16 protein-coding genes are annotated in these 20739 nt (G+C 53.9%); 5 read left to right on the top strand and 11 right to left on the bottom strand.

Annotation, left to right across the window (positions count from 1 at the left end; translation table 11 throughout):
- Positions 1-89: 89 nt before the first annotated feature.
- Positions 90-1142, top strand: a complete 1053-nt coding sequence (locus B9Y90_RS04775) for a PLP-dependent cysteine synthase family protein (RefSeq protein ID WP_085540387.1) — start codon at positions 90-92, stop codon at positions 1140-1142.
- 86 nt (positions 1143-1228) lie between these two features.
- On the opposite strand, the gene cof is transcribed toward B9Y90_RS04775, so the two are convergent.
- Complete coding sequence (gene cof, locus B9Y90_RS04770; protein ID WP_039290795.1) at positions 1229-2053, bottom strand: HMP-PP phosphatase; 825 nt, start codon at positions 2051-2053, stop codon at positions 1229-1231.
- Positions 2054-2147: 94 nt separating this feature from the next.
- Here cof and B9Y90_RS04765 point away from each other — a divergent pair, with 94 nt between their 5' ends.
- Together B9Y90_RS04765 and queC are read left to right on the top strand one after the other, a co-directional pair.
- A complete protein-coding gene (locus tag B9Y90_RS04765; protein ID WP_085540386.1) occupies positions 2148-3851 on the top strand; it encodes an SgrR family transcriptional regulator in 1704 nt (567 codons plus the stop codon).
- A 74-nt stretch (positions 3852-3925) separates the two neighbouring features.
- Positions 3926-4621, top strand: coding sequence for a 7-cyano-7-deazaguanine synthase QueC (gene queC, locus B9Y90_RS04760; protein WP_039290790.1), 696 nt, complete (start codon positions 3926-3928; stop codon positions 4619-4621).
- Between the two features lie 144 nt (positions 4622-4765).
- Here the strand turns inward: queC and B9Y90_RS04755 are convergent, their stop codons facing one another.
- From B9Y90_RS04755 to bolA, 9 genes are all read right to left on the bottom strand, one after another.
- Positions 4766-5167 carry a YbgC/FadM family acyl-CoA thioesterase gene (locus B9Y90_RS04755; protein ID WP_085540385.1) on the bottom strand — a complete coding sequence of 134 codons (402 nt, stop codon included), beginning with the start codon at positions 5165-5167 and terminating at the stop codon, positions 4766-4768.
- 131 nt (positions 5168-5298) lie between these two features.
- Entirely contained in the window at positions 5299-5655 is a 357-nt protein-coding gene (locus B9Y90_RS04750) for a ComEA family DNA-binding protein (RefSeq protein ID WP_085540384.1), read from the bottom strand.
- Positions 5656-5794: 139 nt separating this feature from the next.
- A complete protein-coding gene (gene ppiD / locus B9Y90_RS04745) occupies positions 5795-7669 on the bottom strand; it encodes a peptidylprolyl isomerase (protein WP_085540383.1) in 1875 nt (624 codons plus the stop codon).
- A gap of 236 nt (positions 7670-7905) precedes the next feature.
- Positions 7906-8178 (bottom strand): nucleoid-associated protein HU-beta, encoded by a 273-nt coding sequence (hupB, locus tag B9Y90_RS04740; RefSeq protein WP_008454620.1) that lies wholly within the window; start codon positions 8176-8178, stop codon positions 7906-7908.
- Between the two features lie 209 nt (positions 8179-8387).
- A complete protein-coding gene (gene lon, locus B9Y90_RS04735) occupies positions 8388-10742 on the bottom strand; it encodes an endopeptidase La (protein WP_085540382.1) in 2355 nt (784 codons plus the stop codon).
- A gap of 177 nt (positions 10743-10919) precedes the next feature.
- The gene (gene clpX, locus B9Y90_RS04730) at positions 10920-12194 is read right to left on the bottom strand and encodes an ATP-dependent protease ATP-binding subunit ClpX (protein ID WP_008454617.1); all 1275 of its coding nucleotides are present in this window, start codon (positions 12192-12194) and stop codon (positions 10920-10922) included.
- A gap of 131 nt (positions 12195-12325) precedes the next feature.
- Positions 12326-12949 carry an ATP-dependent Clp endopeptidase proteolytic subunit ClpP gene (gene clpP, locus B9Y90_RS04725; protein WP_008454616.1) on the bottom strand — a complete coding sequence of 208 codons (624 nt, stop codon included), beginning with the start codon at positions 12947-12949 and terminating at the stop codon, positions 12326-12328.
- Between the two features lie 295 nt (positions 12950-13244).
- Positions 13245-14543, bottom strand: a complete 1299-nt coding sequence (gene tig, locus B9Y90_RS04720) for a trigger factor (RefSeq protein ID WP_085540381.1) — start codon at positions 14541-14543, stop codon at positions 13245-13247.
- 348 nt (positions 14544-14891) lie between these two features.
- Positions 14892-15209, bottom strand: coding sequence for a transcriptional regulator BolA (bolA, locus tag B9Y90_RS04715; protein ID WP_008454607.1), 318 nt, complete (start codon positions 15207-15209; stop codon positions 14892-14894).
- Between the two features lie 305 nt (positions 15210-15514).
- On the opposite strand from bolA, the gene B9Y90_RS04710 reads away from it, so the two are divergent.
- Entirely contained in the window at positions 15515-16093 is a 579-nt protein-coding gene (locus tag B9Y90_RS04710; RefSeq protein ID WP_039290781.1) for a lipoprotein, read from the top strand.
- A 57-nt stretch (positions 16094-16150) separates the two neighbouring features.
- On the top strand, positions 16151-17626 hold the full coding sequence (ampG, locus tag B9Y90_RS04705; protein WP_085540380.1) for a muropeptide MFS transporter AmpG: 1476 nt from the start codon (positions 16151-16153) through the stop codon (positions 17624-17626).
- A gap of 78 nt (positions 17627-17704) precedes the next feature.
- On the opposite strand, the gene B9Y90_RS04700 is transcribed toward ampG, so the two are convergent.
- Complete coding sequence (locus B9Y90_RS04700) at positions 17705-20482, bottom strand: flavocytochrome c (RefSeq protein ID WP_085540379.1); 2778 nt, start codon at positions 20480-20482, stop codon at positions 17705-17707.
- Positions 20483-20739 lie beyond the last annotated feature (257 nt).

Genomic DNA, 20739 nt, shown 5'->3' with positions numbered 1-20739 from the left:
CTAATGGAAACGCCAAACAGGCAAAATGGCAACTTTTTTATCCGGACTTTGGATTACGCTAAGCACAAATTGATAAATGAGAATTTTCCATGACCAGCACCTGGGTAACCAACGCCATCAGCGAGATCAACGCCGACTATCAACGCTCTGCGGATACGCATCTTATCCGTCTGGCTTTGCCCGCTTTTCCGGGTATTCAGCTGTATCTGAAGGATGAGAGCACCCACCCGACCGGCAGCCTGAAGCACCGTCTCGCGCGCTCTCTGTTCCTGTACGGGCTGTGTAACGGCTGGATTAAAGAAGGCACTACTATTATCGAAGCCTCCTCTGGTTCAACGGCGGTGTCAGAAGCCTATTTTGCTCGCCTGCTTGGCTTGCCGTTTATTGCCGTGATGCCCGCCAGCACAGCAAAACGCAAAATTGAACAAATCGAATTCTACGGCGGCCGCTGCCACTTTGTAGACAGCGCCTGCGAAATTTACGCCGCTTCAGAAATGCTTGCCCGTGAGCTGAACGGCCATTATATGGATCAGTTCACTTACGCCGAGCGGGCAACCGACTGGCGCGGGAACAACAATATCGCCGACAGTATTTTCCGCCAGATGACCCATGAGCCGCATCCGGTACCGGATTACATCGTGATGAGCGCGGGGACCGGCGGCACCTCAGCCACCATTGGTCGTTATCTTCGCTTCCAGGGCCACAACACAAAGCTGGTGGTAGTCGACCCCCAGAATTCAGTATTTCTTGATTACTGGCAGCAGCGCGACTGCGGCCTGAAAAGCGATGTTGGCAGTAAAATCGAAGGTATTGGACGCCCGCGCTGCGAGCCTTCGTTTATTCCTGATGTGATTGACGAGATGATGCGCGTACCGGACGCCGCCAGCGTCGCCACTATGCAATGGCTGGAATCCCAGCTTGGCCGTAAAGTGGGCGCCTCAACCGGCACCAATATGTGGGGCGTGCTGCAGCTTGCCGCGAGAATGCGTGAGGAAGGCCGGAGCGGTTCTATTGTGACGCTGCTTTGCGACAGCGGCGAACGCTACCTTGAGTCCTACTACAATTCAGCCTGGGTCAACGATCATATTGGCGATCTTTCTCCGTTTAAGGCTGAAATTAGTCGACTGGTCTCAATACCCTAAATAATTCGAGTTACAGCCAAGCAGCAAGTATGACGAATATAGGCGGGTATAAAAAAACCGGGCACTCGGCCCGGCGCTGTAAGGTCTCAATATTCGGGGGAATAGGTGAGATGTGGAGTGTCCAGCCAGTGCGTCAAATAGTGCGAGACCGCCTGGTTACGGCAGTGGCCGATAACCGGCAGATGGGGTAAATCCGCTTTCAGCTGCGGCATGGCGTTGCCCATAATCAGGCCGTGCCCAACCGCCGAGAGCATTTCGCGGTCGTTCATCGCGTCGCCAAATGCCATGCAATCCTGCAGAGTCAAACCTAAGTGGGTGCTCAGTACGCCAAGCGCTGCGCCTTTGTTGCTGCCCACCGGCAGCACTTCCAGGCAGTCCATGGCCGAGAAGCAAAGAAATGCGCGATCGCCCAGCGCTTCATTGAGCTGAATGCGCAGGCGGCACAAATCGTCGTGATCGCCGCAGAAGCAGATCTTGGTGACTTCGTGCGCCGGTAAAGTACGAAGATCGACGATATGTGGCCGGAAACCGCTGTATACATGTGCGTGAAGCATTTCCGGGATTTCATGGCTGGTTAACCAACCTGAATCGTTAAAGGCATGCATGCTCGCTTCCGTGTCCCAATGCCCGTGCAGCACTGTCTCTACCGCCCACGGCGAGAGATCGTTGCGGTGCATTAGCTCACCTTCCATGCTGTGAATACGCGTGCCGTTGCCGGTGATCAGGAAAGCGTCCAGATCGATCTTGCCGAGAATATGGCGCATCTCCAGCTCATGGCGACCGGTCGCAAAAGCCAGGGTTATCTGGCGCTCTTCGCGCAGACGCTTCAGCGTATTCAGGGTTGCTTCCCCAAGGTGATGGTCGGGCAGCAGAAGCGTGCCGTCCATATCAAATGCAGCCAGACGAGCCATGGTTACTCCAGAAGTGATCGTGACAGGCAAAAGTATCCTCTGGAATATACGGAACTAATAGTGAATACTTGGGAAAAAATGTTCCGGGTTTATTATGCGACTTCTGAATCGGCTCAATCAGTTCCAGCGTTTATGGCAGCCTTCCGGCGGGGAACCGCAACAGGTGACCGTTGCTGAGCTTGCCGAGCGCTGCTTTTGTAGCGATCGTCACGTCAGGACACTGCTTAATCAGCTTGAAGACGCTGGCTGGCTGCGCTGGCGCGCACAGTCTGGCCGCGGCAAACGCGGGGACCTGACGTTTCTGGTTTCACCGGAAAATGTCCGTTCCGGCATGATGGAGCAAGTTCTGGATAAGGGCCAGCATCAGAACGCGCTGGAGCTGGCCCAGCTTGCGCCGGAACAGCTTCGCCAGCTATTACAGCCGTTCCTTGGCGGCCAGTGGCAAAACGATGTCCCGACGCTGCGTATTCCTTATTATCGCCCTCTTGATCCCGTTGCCCCAGGTTTTCTGCCGGGTCGGGCCGAGCAGCATCTCGCCGGGCAAGTGTTTTCCGGCCTCACGCGTTTTACCCGTGAAAGCCCGGAGCCCCAGCCCGATCTCGCTCATCACTGGCAAGTATCAAACAATGGTCTTTGTTGGGACTTTTTTATTCGCTCGACCCTGCACTGGCACAACGGTGAACCCGTAGAAACCCACCAGCTTCAACAGCGACTGATGATGTTGCTGGAGCTGCCCGCCCTGCGGCGGCTGTTTATCAGCGTCAAACGTATTGAGATCCCTCACGCGCAGTGCCTGCGCTTTATTTTGCATCGGCCGGACTATTGGCTCGCGCATCGTCTGGCGAGCTACTGCAGCCGCCTGGCCCACCCGCAGGATACACAGTTGGGCTGCGGCCCATTCCGTATTGTCAGCTTCAAGCCGAACCTGGTGCGACTGGAAAGCTTTGAAAGCTATCATCTGAAACACCCGCTGTTGAAAGCCATCGAATACTGGATCACCCCGCAGCTCTTCGAAACCACGCTCGGCACAAGCTGCCTGCATCCGGTGCAAATCGCCATCGGCCAGCAGGACGAGCTGGAGAACCTGCGCCCGGTCAGTAATAGCATCAGCCTGGGCTTTTGCTATCTGGGGATCAGGCCACAGGGAAGGCTCAGCGCAGAGCAGGCCAGAACAATCATGCAGATTGTCCGGGAGCCGGAGATGATCGCTACGCTGCCGCTTAACAGTGAGCTGATCACGCCTAATCGGGAGATGATCCCTGGCTGGCAGATTCCTGGCTGGGATACGCACACAGCCGTCACGTTACCGAAAAAACTGACGCTGGTTTACCATTTGCCGGTCGAGCTTCATGCGATGGCTCTTCAGTTGAGGCACTATCTGGCAGAGCGCGGCTGCGAACTGACGGTGATTTTTCATGACGCCAAAACCTGGGCTGGCTGCGAAGATTTAGCCCAGGCAGATATCGTGATGGGCGACAGGTTGATTGGTGAGGCCCCGGAATACACCCTTGAGCAATGGCTGCGCAGCGATGTACTGTGGCCCAATTTATTAAGCGCCGGGCATTACGCGCACCTGCAGGCCACGCTGGATGCCGTGCAGGCTTCCCCTCCTTCCCATACACGTAATGAAGCTCTGAAAGAAGTTTTTCATGGCCTGATGCGGGAGGCCGTGGTCACGCCGCTGTTTAATTATCGCTACCAGATAAGCGCCCCACCCGGCGTGAACGGCATTGAACTGAACGCCTGGGGCTGGTTTGATTTTTGTGAAGCCTGGCTCCCGCCGCCGGGAATGGCGTGAAGAAGCTGGCTCACACCCTGGCAGGGCGTTACCATACCCTTTTCCAGACCCCCTTATGAACGACAGGATAGAGAATGAAACGTACAGTCGTGGTTTTCAGCGGCGGACAGGACTCCACCACCTGCCTGATTCAGGCCTTGCAGCAGTACGACGAAGTCCACTGCGTGACCTTTGATTATGGCCAGCGCCATCGGGCAGAAATTGATGTGGCCCAAAAGCTGTCGTTAAAGCTTGGCGCCCGTGCGCATAAAGTCCTGGACGTTACCCTGCTGAACGAACTGGCGGTGAGCAGCCTGACGCGAGACAGCATTCCGGTGCCGGGTTACAACCCAGAGGATAAAGGCATCCCAAGCACGTTCGTACCGGGCCGCAACATCCTGTTCCTGACTCTGGCGGCGATTTACGCTTACCAGGTTGAAGCGGAATCCGTGATAACTGGCGTCTGCGAAACGGACTTCTCTGGCTACCCTGACTGCCGTGACGAGTTCGTCAAAGCGTTGAACCACGCGGTTAGCCTCGGGATGGCAAGAGATATCCGCTTTGAAACGCCGCTGATGTGGCTGGACAAAGCGGAAACCTGGGCACTGGCCGATTACTGGCAGAGCCTGGAAACGGTCCGCCAGGAAACACTGACCTGCTACAACGGCATCCAGGGTGACGGCTGTGGCGAATGCGCCGCCTGCAACCTGCGAGCTAATGGCCTGAATCACTATCTGGCCAACAAACCCGCAGTCATGGCTGCAATGAAGCAAAAAACTGGCCTCAAATAAAACATAACGGCGTGGTCACAAGCCTCTGTCGATAGAAGAAATACCTGACGGTTTGTAAAAAAGACAGGAAAATCAATTTATTGATTTTCGGCTGATAATCACAAAGAGGGAAAAACCACGCTTTTTCCCTCTTTGTCAGCAATTTTAGGAACTCATCATCTGTTCCAGTTTCTCACGCAGTTCACCTTCCAGCGGAACGGCCTTTTGCGTCTTTAAATCAATACAGACGAAGGTCAGCAGAGCATCGGCCACGGCTTCGCCTTCAGGTTCCAGCGTTACCACCTGGCTCAACACACCGCTTTTACCGTTAATCTGCTGGAGTTTGCTGTCAATGCGCAGCAGGTCCCCAAGCACCGCCGGACGGCGGTAGCTAATATTGATGTTCGCTACGATAAAAGCGATGTTGTGTTCCGTCATCCACTGGAAGCCCGTCGTTTTTTCCAGCCCTTCCCAACGGGCCTCCTCGAGAAACTCGAGATAACGAGCGTTGTTAACGTGTTGGTAGACGTCCATGTGGTATCCACGAACTTTGATATGTGTCTGCATAGCGCGAAGCCCTTGTTCTGTTTTTGTTGTCATCGGGTGAAGGTAAGCGAGGTCATACCCCAGAAACTGGTATGACCTCTAACTCAGCGTAGCAAACTTTCTTCTTCAGGTGGAAGCCTGAGCACGTAAACTCAAAGTTTTATGCGAGCCAGGTTACGTTCCACCAGCGATGCGCCAATGCCCGGGACCTCCTGCAGCTGATCGAGCGTTTTAAACGGGCCGAATTCGTCACGGTAGTTGACGATGGCCTGTGCCTTTTTCAATCCCACACCGTTCATTTTCTGGGCAAGTTCTTCCGCCGGGGCGCTATTGATACTCACCAGTCCCTCACCTTGCTCCGCCGTTTTGGCAGGGGCAGCTTTAGGCTGCGTCGCTGCCGTGCTGGCCGGAGCCGAACCCGCTTTTTCTGAGGCGGCATGCGCCGGGGCGCAGCCAAGTAAACCGGCCAGAACGAGTGAAAGTGAAAATGCTTTGATGCCTGATGTCATGCTGTGTCCTCCATGTATGTTGACAGCCCGGTCACCATAGCGAGGATAAAAATCAGGAACAAACACCGGATTTAAAATGTGGAAAAGGCCGCGAAAGCGGCCTTCAGGTATTACACTGCGTTGCAAATATTTGCGAGGATTACTGCTGCTGGTCGATGATATCGCCCAGTTTAATCTTCGCTTCTTTACGCAGGTTGGACATCAGCGCTTCAAAAGCAATCTGGGCATTGTTCTGGGTGATCCCCTGCACCATCGCTTTTTTCTGCTCGTCCGGCATTGAGCCCGCTTTCACTTCATCCAGAGACAGCAGCACTACGTTGCCCAGCATATCATTGGCGACGCCATAGCTCGGCTTGTCTTTCGCCGGTAAAGGCAGCCCAAAGGCGGCCTGGCTGATCGGATCCTGCCCGGTACGGCTCAGGGTTTTCGCTTCACCGAAGCTCAGCCCCGCGGCTTTCATGTCGTCACTGCCTTTGCCCAGTTTCAGCGCATTCAGCAGCTTGTCGGCATCCAGCTTCGCCTGCTGCTCAGCTTTCTGCTGCTTCACGGCAGCAATCACCTGGTCACGCACTTCGGAGAGAGGTTTAACTGCTTCGGCTTTGTGCTCGGAAACACGCAATACGAAAGCGCGATCGCCATCAACGGTGATAATGTCTGAGTTGCTGCCCGGCGAACCGTTCTCACCCACCAAACCGCCGCTGAAGATAGCATCGGCAACTGGTTTGAAGTTCAGCTCTTCAGGCAGGTTGTCGTGACCAAACCAACCGGTTTCAACCGCTTTAACGCCCGCGACTTTCTCGGCGCTTGCCAGAGATTCGTTGTCGTTGCTCGCGGCATCGCTGACTTTCTGCTGCAGCGCATAGTAAGCGTCAACGGCTTTTTCCTGCTTCACTTTCGCCACGATGCCGTCGCGGACTTCCGCCAACGGCTTCACAACGGCTGGCTGGATATCATCCAGACGAACAATCAGGAAACCAACGGAAGATTTCACGACGCCGGACAGCTGACCTTTTTCTTTCAGGCCGGCATTTTTCAGTTCGTCAGGCGTGGTGGAGGCTTCCAGCCAGCCCATGTCACCACCGTTGCGGGCAGAGATAATATCAGCCGATTTGGCCTTCGCCAGTGCGGCAAAATCGCCGCCCTTGTTCAGCTCGTCGAGAATCGCTTTCGCTTCGTCTTCGGTTTTGGTCTGAATCACGCTGTAGCGGTTGCGCTGCGGCTGGGTGAATTCATCTTTGTGCTGATCGTAGTAAGCCTGAACGTCTGCATCACTGGCCTCTTCCTGCATGGAAGCAGCGTCCAGCTTGATGTAGCTGACTTTAAACTGTTCAGGGGTGATGTAGCGGTTTTTGTTCTGCTCGTAGTTGGCGTTAATTTCCTGCTCGGAAGCGTCTTGCTTCGCGGCCAGCGCTTTCACATCGATAGTGACTTCACGCACGACGCGCTGCTGAGAGACCAATGCTGCCAGCTCGTCGGTTTCACCAGTGAGCATAAAGTCGGTGCCGACCACGGCTTTGATCAGCTGGTCGGTGGTGAGCTGATTACGCAGCGCCTGTGCATATTGGTCGGCAGTTAATCCCATGTTGCCGATGATTGCGTTATAGCGAGCGTTATCGAATTTACCGTTATTCTGGAAGGCAGGCTGGCTGAAGATAGCCATTTTCACCTGCTCGTCGCTGATGCCGAGGCCCAGATGTTTGGCGTACTGGTCAAGCAGCGCTTCATCAATCAGCTGGTTGAGCACCTGCTGACGCATTTGCTTCATGTAGCCTTCGTTACCGGCGAGAACGGAGAACTGATCGCCCAGTTGCTGCTGCTGGCGATTACGTTCGTTCGCTACGGCATTTTCGAACTGACCACGACCAATCTCCTGGCCATTTACTTTTGCGGCATAATTATTGTTACCGCCAGTCAGGTAGCTACCCACGCCAGTCAGAACGAATGACAAGATAATCAAACCCAGAATGATCTTGAGCACGACATGGTTAGCCGCCGCTCGTAAATTGTCCATCATGGTGTAACAACACTCCGCTGTAGTATGACTTGGTAAACCTGCGCAGGCGCTAAGCTGGCATCCCTAATGACTCAAGCTGCCCTGTGCTGCGCGCAAGGGCGTATTGTGACAAGAAACCCGCTGCAAATCATCAACACCTGCGTAAAATTCGGCTTCAGGCAATAAAAAAGGCACATCAAACGATGCGCCCCTGCGATACCTGACACCATCTACCCCAGTCAGTCGGGGCTAATAAATCAGTTAACAGCGTCTTTCAGCGCTTTACCAGCACGGAAGCCTGGTACTTTTGCTGCGGCGATGGTGATTTCTTTACCGGTTTGAGGGTTGCGGCCGGTACGGGCAGCACGCTCTTTAACAGCAAAGGTACCAAAACCTACCAGTGCTACGTCTTCCCCGGACTGCAGAGATTCAGTAACAGAAGCAATAACAGCATCTAACGCACGTCCAGCCGCGGCTTTAGAAATATCAGCACCTGCGGCAATTTTGTCTATCAGTTGAGATTTATTCACTCTTCTCTTCCTCTCTTTATAATTTATATCGCACCTGATATCCCTCAGGCGCGACCGCGCAGCAGTTATAACAGGCTCGTCATGCCCTTACAACAGGAGTTGTGGACGATAAGCTCAGCCAGCAACTAAATTAGCGACACAAAAAAAAGCTGGCAAGTGACAATTCACTTACCAGCCCTAATTTTATTGACTGTATTTGCGTCAGGTCACTATTTTGCGGTGACAACCTGCATGCCAGAAGGCTCATTCTGCAGCGCGAGGGCCAGAACTTCCTCAATACGCTTCACAGGATGAATAGTCAGGTCTGCAATCACGTTGTCCGGAATTTCCTCCAGATCGCGCTTATTGTCGTCCGGGATTAGCACGGTTTTGATGCCGCCACGGTGCGCTGCCAGCAGTTTCTCTTTCAGGCCACCAATCGGCAACACCTGGCCACGCAGGGTAATTTCACCTGTCATTGCCACATCGGCACGAACCGGGTTCCCCGTCAGGCAGGACACCAGCGCGGTACACATTGCGATACCGGCGCTTGGGCCGTCTTTCGGCGTCGCCCCTTCTGGCACGTGAACGTGAATATCACGTTTCTCGTAGAAATCACCGTTAATACCGAGTTTTTCCGCACGAGCACGAACGACGGTCAGCGCCGCCTGGATAGACTCCTGCATAACTTCACCGAGGGAACCGGTATAAGTCAGCTTGCCTTTACCCGGCACGCAGGCGGTTTCGATGGTCAGCAAGTCGCCGCCCACTTCCGTCCACGCCAACCCGGTCACCTGCCCTACGCGGTTTTCACTGTCGGCACGGCCGTAATCAAAGCGCTGCACCCCAAGGTAATCCTTCAGGTTGTCGCCGTTGATTTCGATGTGCTTGAGTGATTTGTCCAGCAGCAGCTGTTTAACCGCTTTACGGCACAGCTTGGAGATTTCACGCTCCAGGCTACGGACGCCCGCTTCGCGAGTGTAGTAGCGGATAATGCCCACAATGGCGCTGTCATCCACTTTCAGCTCGCCTTTTTTCAGGGCGTTGCGCTCAATTTGCTTCGGCAGCAGGTGCTGTTTGGCAATATTCAGCTTTTCGTCCTCGGTATAACCGGACAGGCGAATCACTTCCATACGATCCAGCAATGGCGCCGGGATGTTCATGGAGTTAGAGGTAGCCACAAACATCACGTCGCTGAGATCGTAGTCCACTTCCAGGTAGTGATCGTTAAACGTCACGTTCTGTTCTGGATCAAGCACTTCCAACAGCGCAGATGCAGGATCGCCGCGCATGTCGGAAGACATCTTGTCGATTTCATCCAGCAGGAACAGCGGGTTTTTTACCCCGACTTTGGCCATCTTCTGAATCAGTTTACCCGGCATAGAGCCGATGTAAGTCCGGCGGTGACCACGGATTTCAGCTTCATCACGCACTCCGCCCAGCGCCATACGCACGTATTTACGACCCGTGGCTTTAGCGATGGACTGGCCCAGAGAAGTTTTACCTACCCCTGGCGGCCCAACCAGGCAAAGAATTGGCCCTTTCAGTTTGTTCACGCGGCTCTGGACTGCGAGGTATTCCAGAATGCGATCTTTCACACGTTCCAGACCGTAATGGTCGGTATCGAGGATTTCCTGCGCCTGACGCAGATCTTTTTTGACCTTGCTGCGGGCGTTCCACGGAACCTGCACCATCCAGTCGATGTAGCCGCGTACCACGGTGGCTTCCGCAGACATCGGCGACATCATTTTCAGCTTCTGCAGCTCGGCTTCGGTTTTCTCGCGCGCTTCTTTCGGCATTTTCGCCGCGTCAATTTTGCGCTTCAGCGCTTCATTTTCATCAGGCGCGTCGTCCATTTCGCCCAGTTCTTTCTGAATCGCCTTCATTTGCTCATTCAGATAGTACTCGCGCTGGCTTTTTTCCATCTGCTTTTTAACGCGGTTGCGAATACGTTTCTCAACCTGCAGCAGATCGATTTCCGACTCCATCATCGCCATCAGGTATTCAAGACGCTCGTTGATATCGGACATCTCAAGCACAGATTGCTTGTCCGACAGCTTAAGCGGCATATGGGCGGCAATGGTATCGGCCAGACGTGCAGGATCGTCGATGCTATTCAGCGACGTCAGTACCTCTGGTGGAATTTTTTTGTTCAGTTTGATGTAGCCTTCAAACTGATTGATTGCGGTGCGAACCAGGACTTCCTGCTCGCGCTCTTCAATCGCCGGCGAGTTCAGGTACTCCGCCTGCGCAGAGAAATGGTCGCCGTTGTCAGACAGCGTGGTGATACGTGTGCGCTGAAGCCCTTCTACCAGTACTTTTACCGTACCGTCAGGCAGTTTCAGCATCTGCAGAATTGAAGCAACGGTACCTACAGTGAACAGGTCGTTAACACCTGGCTCATCCGTCGAAGCCTCTTTCTGCGCCACCAGCATGATTTTCTTATCATGGTCCATTGCAGCTTCCAGGCAGCGAATGGATTTTTCACGCCCGACAAACAGTGGAATAACCATGTGCGGATAAACCACCACATCGCGCAATGGCAATACGGGGATTTCAATGCGTTCAGAACGCTCAGGATTCATAGAGCTCTCTCTTAGTTTAATGTCCGCCAGGTGATTTGGTGAACGCTTCTCGCTCCACCAACAAGTAAATCAGTATATGGGGCTGTTTCCTGGACATTCAACTGTGGGAATGCAGGAAAAATAAATGGGGGATAAAATCCCCCATTTTCTTATTAACTGACTGGTTATTCTGGCGAATTATTCACCGGATGCCTGTTGCGCTTCCGGCTTACCATAAATTAATAGCGGCTTGGACTGGCCAGCGATGACGGACTCGTCAATCACCACTTTTTCCACGTCATCCAGAGATGGCAGATCGTACATGGTGTCCAGCAGTGCGCCTTCCACGATGGAACGCAGGCCACGAGCACCGGTTTTACGGATCATCGCTTTCTTCGCAATCGCGTCGAGCGCTTCATCACGGAATTCCAGCTCTACGCCTTCCAGATTGAACAATGCCTGATACTGTTTGGTCAGGGCATTTTTCGGTTCTTTCAGGATCTGGATCAGCGCGTCTTCGCTTAGTTCGCTTAAGGTTGCGACAACCGGCAGACGACCGATGAATTCAGGGATCAGACCGAATTTGATCAGATCTTCTGGTTCAACCTGGCCGAGCAGCTGGCCTTCGCTGGCTTTCTCAGACTTCGCTTTTACCGTTGCGCCGAAGCCGATACCAGACCCCGTTTCCACGCGGTTAGCGATAACTTTATCCAGGCCTGCAAATGCACCACCGCAGATAAACAGAATCTTAGAGGTATCAACCTGCAGGAACTCCTGCTGTGGATGCTTACGGCCCCCCTGAGGTGGAACGGCAGCCACGGTGCCTTCAATCAGTTTAAGCAGCGCCTGCTGCACGCCTTCACCGGACACGTCACGGGTGATGGACGGGTTATCAGATTTGCGGGAGATTTTATCGATCTCATCGATGTACACGATGCCGCGTTGGGCTTTCTGTACGTCGTAGTCGCATTTCTGCAGCAGCTTTTGAATAATGTTTTCAACGTCTTCGCCAACGTAACCTGCTTCGGTCAGCGTGGTTGCATCGGCCATGGTAAATGGCACATCCAGCAGGCGAGCCAGAGTTTCTGCCAGCAGCGTTTTACCGCTACCGGTTGGGCCGATCAGCAGGATGTTACTTTTACCCAGTTCAACGCCGTTGGACGTGTCGCTGTTACGCAGACGTTTGTAGTGGTTGTAAACCGCAACCGCCAACACTTTTTTAGCCTGCTCCTGACCGATAACATAATCGTCAAGATGGTGGCGAATTTCGTGCGGCGTTGGCAGCGCGCTGCGTTCACGGTGCGGCGCAACTTCTTTAATCTCTTCGCGAATGATGTCGTTACATAAATCGACACACTCATCGCAGATATACACTGACGGCCCGGCAATCAGCTTGCGCACTTCATGCTGGCTTTTGCCGCAAAAAGAGCAGTACAGCAGTTTGCCTGAACCGTCTTTGCGCTTATCTGTCATCAGTAAAACCTCTTCTCTTTTCTGTGTGCTACCACCGGTAGCACAAGTGCCATTCTACGGCGCAGCCGATAGTGAAGCGTTAAGTCAGGCCGCGACTTTGACTATAGTATAGCGGCCTAAAGCTTCGGGCATTAGTTACGGTGAGTCAGGATCGAATCGACTAAACCGTACTCTACCGCTTCGCTTGCGGAGAGGAAACGATCGCGCTCGGTGTCTTTCTCGATTTGTTCAAGCGATTTGCCCGTATGTTCCGCCATCAGCTCGTTCATACGTGCTTTCACTTTCAGGATCTCTTTAGCGTGGATTTCGATATCCGTCGCCTGGCCCTGATAGCCGCCCAGCGGCTGGTGAATCATGACGCGGGAGTTCGGCAGGCAGAAACGCTTACCTTTTGCCCCAGCGGTCAACAGGAATGCACCCATAGAGCAAGCCTGGCCCATACAAATGGTGCTGACGTCCGGCTTAATAAACTTCATGGTGTCGTAAATCGACATCCCGGCCGTAATTACGCCACCCGGAGAGTTGATGTAAAGATAGATATCTTTTTCCGGGTTTTCTGCTTCCAGAAACAGCATCTGCGCCACAATCAGGTTAGCCATATGATCTTCTACCTGACCGGTCAGGAAGATGACGCGCTCCTTAAGCAGACGAGAATAGATATCGTATGAACGTTCGCCGCGGGATGTTTGTTCAACAACCATCGGCACCAGGGCCATATGGGGTGCTAATTGATCTCGTTCGCCACTGTATGACATGTCCGTCTCCTGGAGTAATTAAGCCTACTGTACTGATTCTACTTGAGACGCAGGATATTGACTATGTTCCTTGCGCCGATTCTGGACGGAGTCAGTCAGGGATTGTTAATGGAACCTCACCCGAATAATGGGGATGATTTGCCCTGTTTCAAGCATAACAACCTTTTGTTGTTACGCTAACCCTGAAATGGGGATTTATTGATGGCTTATCGTGTGATTTAGCAATAAAAAAAGCCCGCCACCAAAAGGTGACGGGCCTGATGCTGCAGTTTTTGGCTAATTAGCCAAAAAGCACTTACGCCTGCTGGTTCATCAGCTCGCTGAAGGTGGTCGTTTTTTCGGACACTTTCGCTTTGGCCAGAACGGCTTCAACAGCCTGCTCTTCCAGCGCAACGTTGCGCATGTTGTCCATCAGCTCTTTGTTTTTACCGTAGAACTCGATGACTTCAGTCGGATCTTCGTAGGCAGAAGCCATTTCTTCGATCAGACCTTTCACACGCTCTTCGTCAGCTTTCAGCTCGTGGGTACGAATCACTTCGCCCAGCAGCAGACCAACAACTACGCGACGTTTAGCCTGCTCTTCGAACAGTTCACGTGGCAGTTCCAGAGCCTGTTTCTCGTTACCACCGAAACGCTGTGCAGCCTGACGACGCAGAACGTCGATTTCGCCGTCGATCAGCGCAGCTGGCACGTCGATGTTGTTGGCGTTAACCAGACCGTCGATTGCCTGAGATTTGATGCGGTTACGCACGGCGCCTTTCAGTTCGCGATCCATGTTTTTACGCACTTCGGTACGCAGACCAGCCACGGAACCATCTTCCACGCCGAAACGCTTGATGAATTCTTCGGTGAATTCTGGCAGCTCACGTGCTTCAACTTTCTTCAGCACGATGTCGAACTTCGCCGCTTTCCCTTTCAGGTTTTCAGCGTGATATTCTTCCGGGAAGGTCACTTCGATAGTGAACTCTTCGCCCGCTTTGTGGCCAACGATGCCGTCTTCGAAGCCAGGGATCATACGGCCCTGACCCATTGCCAGCACGAAGTCAGAGGCTTTGCCGCCTTCGAACACTTCGCCGTCAACGGAACCGGTGAAATCGATGGTAACGCGATCTTCTGCGGTCGCTGCAGCGTCGCTGTCTTTCCAGGTTGCCTGCTGCTTGCGCAGAGTGTCCAGCATCGCATCAACGTCTTCGTCGGTCACTTCAACAACCGGTTTTTCAACTTCGATGGCTTCCAGACCCTGCAGCTCAACTTCTGGGTACACTTCGAACTCTACCGCGTAGGTGAAGTCTTCGCCCAGTTTGTATTCGCCCGGCACATAGTTAGGTGCGCCAGCCGGATTGATCTTCTCTTTGATGATCGCATCAATAAAGTTGCGGCTCATCAGTTCACCCAGCACGTCCTGGCGTACAGATGCGCCATAACGCTGAGCAACTACGGTCATCGGCACTTTACCCTTACGGAAGCCGTCGATACGTACTTTTTTAGCCACGTTGACCAGCTCGCTTTTTACAGCGGTTTCGATGCTGTCTGCAGCGATGGTAAGCGTGAGACGGCGGCCAAGGCCCTGAGTGGTTTCAACTGAAACTTGCATCTTGTTACCTCAAAAAATCACAGTGCTCGGTCAACTCTGGAAGCCCTGTTGGCTTCACAGAACCAGGATGTTCTCTGAATCAGAAACACATTCCCTGTCGTCAGAATCATCCCGAAGACATTCAAAAAATAAGACGCAGCATTATAGCGGCATCGCTGGGGTGAGTCGAGAACGGCAATAGCGCTCGGCTGCGGCCTTTTTCACACTTCTTTGTCATTTATTCTTTTTTGCCCGCGCCCTTAAAGAGGCAGACAAAACAAAACGGCCCGCAGGCCGTTTTTGGAAACGCAGTATACATACCGCAACATAACGGAAAAGTTCCCTTAGTTGCAAACGCTTAGCGGTTAATCAGGCAATGCTGCCCGCGCCACGGCAGTTCGGGGAGGCGAACACGGTATCCTGCAGCCCTTCCCACTCTTTGACGGTGTAAGTATGCAGCGCCAGCGCGTGTACCGGGCCTGCCAGTTCCTCGCTTAATGTGCCATAAATCATGCGATGGCGGTTTAAAAAGCGTTCGCCGGTAAAACGATCGCTAACCAGCACGACCTTGAAATGGCTTTCGGAACCCGCCGGGACATTGTGACGATAGCTTTCATCCACGACTTCCAGGTACGCGGGGGTAAAGGCGGCTTTTAACTTCTCTTCTATCTGCTCGCGTATCAGCATGAACTTTCTCCTCGACAACGTAGAGATGCCACTCATCCCTTTAAATGTTAGCCGCTTTTAGCCAGATTTTGCTTTGAACACAACAAAAATTTAACTTTCTAGGGCCATTCTTCACCCGGTTATCAGAACGTTCATAGGGTTAAGGCACTAAACCGAATGAAAAGTGTCAGAAGGTTTTGCTGAAGCCCGGAAAAATGGCAACGCGATGAAATTCCGTGCGTTAAGCACTTCCCCTGCACGACCGCAGTGTTATGATGGCGTGATTTTTTATCAGCCTGCCCTTTGAGTACATTGAGAAAGCGAACATGTTAAAAAAATTACTTTTCCCGCTGGTTGCCATGTTTATGCTGGCCAGCTGCGCAACACCGCCAACCACCATTGAAGTGTCGCCAAAGATCACCCTGCCACAACAGGATCCAAGCCTGATGGGCGTTACGCTAAGCATCAATGGTGCCGATCAGCGTACCAGCCAGGCGCTGGCGAAAGTGACCCGCGACAATCAGCTCGTCACGCTGACGCCATCCCGCGATCTGCGCTTCCTGCTGCAGGAAGTGCTGGAGAAGCAGATGACCGCTCGCGGCTATATGATCGGGCCAAACAGCCCCGTTGACCTGCAGATCATCGTTAACCAACTGTATGCCGACGTTTCCCAGGGTAACGTGCGCTACAACATCGCCACCAAAGCGGATATCTCCATCATTGCTACCGCGAAGAACGGTAACAAGATGACCAAGAACTACCGCTCCAGCTATAACGTTGAAGGTGCGTTCCAGGCCACCAATAAAAATATCGCTGCCGCGGTTAACTCCGTGCTGACCGATACCATTGCGGATATGGCTCAGGACACCAGCGTTCACGACTTCATTAAGCAGAACGCTCGTTAATTTTGACCCCGTTGGCCTGCTCACGCGGGCCAACAACAGAGTTTGTACAATTCCCCTATGTCCAATCATTATCTGCGCATCTTTCAGCAGCCGAAATCAGCCATTTTGCTGATTCTGGGCTTTGCGTCCGGCCTGCCTTTAGCCCTGACTTCAGGGACGCTTCAGGCCTGGATGACCGTCGAAAACATCGACCTGAAAACCATCGGTTTCTTCTCGCTTGTGGGCCAGGCCTACGTCTTTAAGTTTCTTTGGTCGCCGGTAATGGACCGCTACACCCCGCCACTGCTTGGGCGCCGTCGTGGCTGGCTGTTGATTACGCAAATTCTGTTGTTGGTGGCAATTGCCGCCATGGGGTTCCTTGAACCCTCCTCGCAGCTGCGCTGGATGGCTGCCCTGGCGGTGATCATCGCCTTCTGTTCTGCCTCTCAAGACATCGTCTTTGATGCCTGGAAAACCGATGTTCTGTCTGCCGAGGAGCGCGGGACCGGTGCCGCCATCAGTGTGCTGGGATATCGCCTGGCAATGCTGGTTTCCGGCGGCCTTGCGCTCTGGCTGGCGGACCGCTATTTGGGCTGGCAGGCGACTTACTGGCTGATGGCTGCCCTGCTCGTGCCCTGTATTATCGCTACGCTGTTAGCGCCAGAGCCTACCGATGCAGTTCCCGTGCCTAAAAGCCTGGAGCGCGCCGTCGTTGAGCCGCTGCGTGACTTCTTTGGCCGCAACAATGCCTGGCTAATTTTGCTGCTGATTGTGCTTTATAAGCTAGGCGATGCCTTTGCCATGAGCCTGACCACCACGTTCCTGATCCGCGGCGTTGGCTTTGATGCCGGTGAAGTCGGCGTGGTGAATAAAACTTTGGGGCTGTGCGCCACTATTTTCGGTGCGCTGCTCGGCGGAATGCTGATGCAAAAGCTGACGCTGTTCCGCGCCTTGCTGATCTTCGGCATTTTGCAGGGCGTGTCCAACGCCGGCTACTGGCTGCTGTCGGTAACGGATAAAGACATGATGGCCATGGCGAGCGCGGTGTTCTTCGAGAACCTCTGCGGCGGCATGGGCACTGCGGCCTTCGTGGCGCTGCTGATGACGCTTTGCAATAAGTCATTTTCAGCCACCCAGTTCGCCCTGCTTTCCGCGCTTTCCGCCGTGGGCCGCGTGTATGTCGGCCCGATTGCCGGCTGGTTCGTGGAAGCCCACGGCTGGCCGATGTTCTACCTGTTCTCTGTCGTCGCCGCAGTACCGGGGATCCTGTTATTGCTGGTGTGTAAGCGCACGCTGGAGTTCACCCAGCAAAACGAAACCTTCATGTCACGTAGCGAATTTGCCCCGGCTTACCGCCTGGCGCTGCGTATTCTGGGCTTTGGCTGCCTGCTGCTGGCGGCGTGGCTGCTGGTGATTATCTGCAATGCGCTGGGGCTGACCGAATGGACGTTTGGGTTACAGCTGCTGGAATGGGGCGCTTTGTTTGCCATCGGCGGGATTCTGTTTGGTGGCCTGCTGGACTTCCTCGCCCTGCGCAAAACAGCACTTATCTGATAAGAATAAAAAACCGGGCGGATGACCGCCCGGCCTGAGAGAGCCGGCAAGGTTATTCCTGCCGGCTTTTTTATCGCCTTAAGCCAGCGCGTGTGCCGCCGCGTTTTGCCCTGCGAGGGTACCGAAGATGATGATATCGGCGACGGCGTTGCCGCCGATACGGTTGGCACCGTGAATGCCGCCCACCACTTCACCCGCAGCCCAGACGCCCTGAATCACCTGATGCTGCTCAGTCACTACTTCTGCGCTGGTGTTAATAGTGACACCGCCCATCGTGTGGTGAACCCCCGGCGCAATGCGGATCGCGTAGTATGGCCCGGTGTCCAGCGGGAAACGCATCCCGGTGGTACGCCCAAAGTCCTCGTCCTTTTTCTGCTTCACAAAGCCGTTGTAGCGGTCCAGCGTTTGCTGCAGCGCGTGCGCATCCATATTCAGCTTCACCGCCAGCTCTTCCGCCGTTGGGGCGCTGATCACAAACCCACGGGCAATGTATTCATCCGCCGCTTTGTTGTTCTGCCGTACCTGCTCATCAAACAGGATCCAGGCACTTTTTTCCGGCAGGGCGATAATCTCTGCGGAAACCTTGTCACGGGTTTCCAGCTCATTGAAGAAGCGCTGCCCTTCCTGACTGACCAGGATAGCCCCGCCGCCGCGAATGGACTCGGAGATCAGATAAGAGGTGGTTTGCTCCACGGTCGGGTGGATCTGGATCTGATCCATGTCTACCGTGCCAGCGCCGATTTTCTCCAGCAGGGCAATACCGCTCCCGGTCGCGCCTTTATGGTTGGTGGTCACAAAACCTTTCAGTTCCGGGCGGTAGTGAACCACCATTTTACGGTTGGCGCTGAAGCCACCGGTGGCTACCACCACGCTTTTCGCCAGCAGAATATGGTGCTCGTTATATTCGTTAGCAACCTTAACTCCAGTTACCACGCCGTTTTCATGCAGGATCTCTTCCACGGTGGTATCCAGTAGAACGTCGATGCTGCGCTGGTTGACGTTGTTGACCAGGCCGCTTATCAGGAAGCCACCGACAGCCGAGCGGTCTGCCGGGCGGTGCGTACGGTCAATGCTCATCCCGCCGGTGATGGTTATATCGTTCAGGACGATGTCCAGACTTGCCAGCCAGTCAATGGCACCCGGCGCGCGCTCAACGAACTCTTTCAGCAGTTCGGTATTGTTTCTGAACTTACCGCCTTTCAGCGTCTCATCGTAGAACAGCTCTTTGCTGTCTTTAATGCCCTTCATCGCCTGGAAACGCGTTTCCGCGGCGTTCATGCCCACGGAGGCTTTGATGGTGTTCCCGCCGATGGTTGGCATCTTCTCGATGATCACCACGCGGGCACCGGCGTCAGAAGCACGAATAGCCGCCGCCAGACCAGCGCCCCCGCTGCCGATTACCGCCACGTCGTAGCTTTGAGGCGCATCCGGATTGCCGCCTTCTTCAATAACGTGTTCTTTACTAGACGTGGTCATCGCGCGGGAGACCGCTTTCTTCAGGGCCTCACTTTGCGCCGTTGCCCCGGTCACCGCATCAACATACGGGCTGTTGGCCACCAGCATACGCGAGCGCAAAATTTCGAAACTTGGGGTGAAGTCGACATCCACCGAATCGTCCTGCACCAGAGTAATGTCGGTGATACGGTCCGTGTCGAGCGTAACGCTGATTTTGAGTTTGAGCGCCTCGGCCTCCACTTTCTCCTGGAAGACCCCGGCTTTGTATTTGCGGCCAGACGTACTGGTGTCGCGGATCATGGCATCGACCAGCGAGAAGCGCCACAGCGGCTCGGGGATCAGCAGCTCTTCGCGCTTGGTGCTGTCGATGAACAGATCGAGCGTTTCATTTTTCAGTACGCGATCGGCCCAGTCCGGATAAGCAATACAGGCTTTACCGACGGCAATCAGGTCGTAACCCAGGCCCAGCGCTTCTTCGGCATCGCTGCGGTTAACAACTCCGCCTACCCCGATAACCGGCACTTTCGCCAGCGTTTCAGAGCGCATTGTCAGATACTTGTTGATCAACATGGTCGGGTCTTGGGTATCGACGATCGACGCACGCTTGAAATAACCCACGGAGAAGTGCAGGTAATCCACGCCCCTTTCCGCCAGCTTTTCCAGCAGGTACATGGTGTCGTCAAAGCGAATACCCGGCACCTCAATCTCTTCCGGCGAGAAACGGTAGCCGATAATAAAGGAAGCATCGGCGAAGCGGCTGGCCATTTTGTGGGTGATTTCGAGCACTTCCAGCGGGAAGCGTGCGCGGTTGTCGCGGCTGCCGCCCCACTTATCGTCACGCTGGTTGGAGTTGGGTGAATAGAACTGCTGGATCAGGTAAGTGTTTGCGCCATGAATCTCCACGCCGTCGAAACCAGCTTTGATGGCACGGTTAACGGCATCGCCAAACTTGGTGATCATCACATCCACTTCTTCGGCTGTCAGGGCTTCTGGCGTGGTGGCCCCTTCGCGCGGCGCGGCAATGGCGCTTGGCGCGACGGGCTTCTTGCCGCCAATCAGCTCCGGTTCAACCATTCGGCCACCGTGATAAATCTGGAGGATTGCTTTAGAGCCACGGGATTTAATCGCGCTGGCAATGCGCGCGAGGCCAGGAATTTTGTTGTCACTGTCGATAGCCAGCGCGCCAGGGAAAGCCGGACCTTTAGGATCGATAAAGCAGCATTCGACGATAACGGTGCCGATCGTGCCGGCGCGTTCACGGTAATACTCAACCAAATCGCTCGGCACGCTACCGTCGTAAAAACCGGTACAGGTGGTCATCGGCGCCATGATCAGGCGGTTTTTTAGCACCGCGCCGTTGGGCAAGGTGAGTGGCTTCAGGATCGGAGTTTTGGAGTTCATTCTTTATCATTCCAGCAGGTGAGGTCGACATTGTCCGGCACTCAATGAATAGCCCCGGCAGGCAACACAATTATCAGGAGTAACGTAATTTGAATTAGGGAACAGAAACGGCAATTTTGCGGAATATATTTTTCGAATGTTAGTCAACGCCTTAAAAAAAGCAAATACAAATAATAACCATAAATAACAAAAGGTTTTATATCACTTTGCTTCTACTGAATAGTCGGTGGCAATCAGCGAAGCGGCTTATTTACATC

The sequence above is a fragment of the Cedecea sp. NFIX57 genome (assembly GCF_900177785.1).
Classification (GTDB): domain Bacteria; phylum Pseudomonadota; class Gammaproteobacteria; order Enterobacterales; family Enterobacteriaceae; genus Cedecea; species Cedecea neteri_C.
Note: the sequence above shows the minus strand (reverse complement) of the source record. Positions and strands in the feature narration are given on the sequence as shown.

Coding starts and splice junctions, on each gene's coding strand:
- clpX (WP_008454617.1), bottom strand. CDS start 12,194: ATGACAGATAAGCGCAAAGACGGTTCAGGCAAACTGCTGTACTGCTCT.
- queC (WP_039290790.1), top strand. CDS start 3,926: ATGAAACGTACAGTCGTGGTTTTCAGCGGCGGACAGGACTCCACCACC.
- B9Y90_RS04750 (WP_085540384.1), bottom strand. CDS start 5,655: ATGACATCAGGCATCAAAGCATTTTCACTTTCACTCGTTCTGGCCGGT.
- bolA (WP_008454607.1), bottom strand. CDS start 15,209: ATGCTGATACGCGAGCAGATAGAAGAGAAGTTAAAAGCCGCCTTTACC.
- tig (WP_085540381.1), bottom strand. CDS start 14,543: ATGCAAGTTTCAGTTGAAACCACTCAGGGCCTTGGCCGCCGTCTCACG.
- ampG (WP_085540380.1), top strand. CDS start 16,151: ATGTCCAATCATTATCTGCGCATCTTTCAGCAGCCGAAATCAGCCATT.
- B9Y90_RS04700 (WP_085540379.1), bottom strand. CDS start 20,482: ATGAACTCCAAAACTCCGATCCTGAAGCCACTCACCTTGCCCAACGGC.
- B9Y90_RS04755 (WP_085540385.1), bottom strand. CDS start 5,167: ATGCAGACACATATCAAAGTTCGTGGATACCACATGGACGTCTACCAA.
- B9Y90_RS04710 (WP_039290781.1), top strand. CDS start 15,515: ATGTTAAAAAAATTACTTTTCCCGCTGGTTGCCATGTTTATGCTGGCC.
- B9Y90_RS04775 (WP_085540387.1), top strand. CDS start 90: ATGACCAGCACCTGGGTAACCAACGCCATCAGCGAGATCAACGCCGAC.
- B9Y90_RS04765 (WP_085540386.1), top strand. CDS start 2,148: ATGCGACTTCTGAATCGGCTCAATCAGTTCCAGCGTTTATGGCAGCCT.
- ppiD (WP_085540383.1), bottom strand. CDS start 7,669: ATGATGGACAATTTACGAGCGGCGGCTAACCATGTCGTGCTCAAGATC.
- lon (WP_085540382.1), bottom strand. CDS start 10,742: ATGAATCCTGAGCGTTCTGAACGCATTGAAATCCCCGTATTGCCATTG.
- clpP (WP_008454616.1), bottom strand. CDS start 12,949: ATGTCATACAGTGGCGAACGAGATCAATTAGCACCCCATATGGCCCTG.
- cof (WP_039290795.1), bottom strand. CDS start 2,053: ATGGCTCGTCTGGCTGCATTTGATATGGACGGCACGCTTCTGCTGCCC.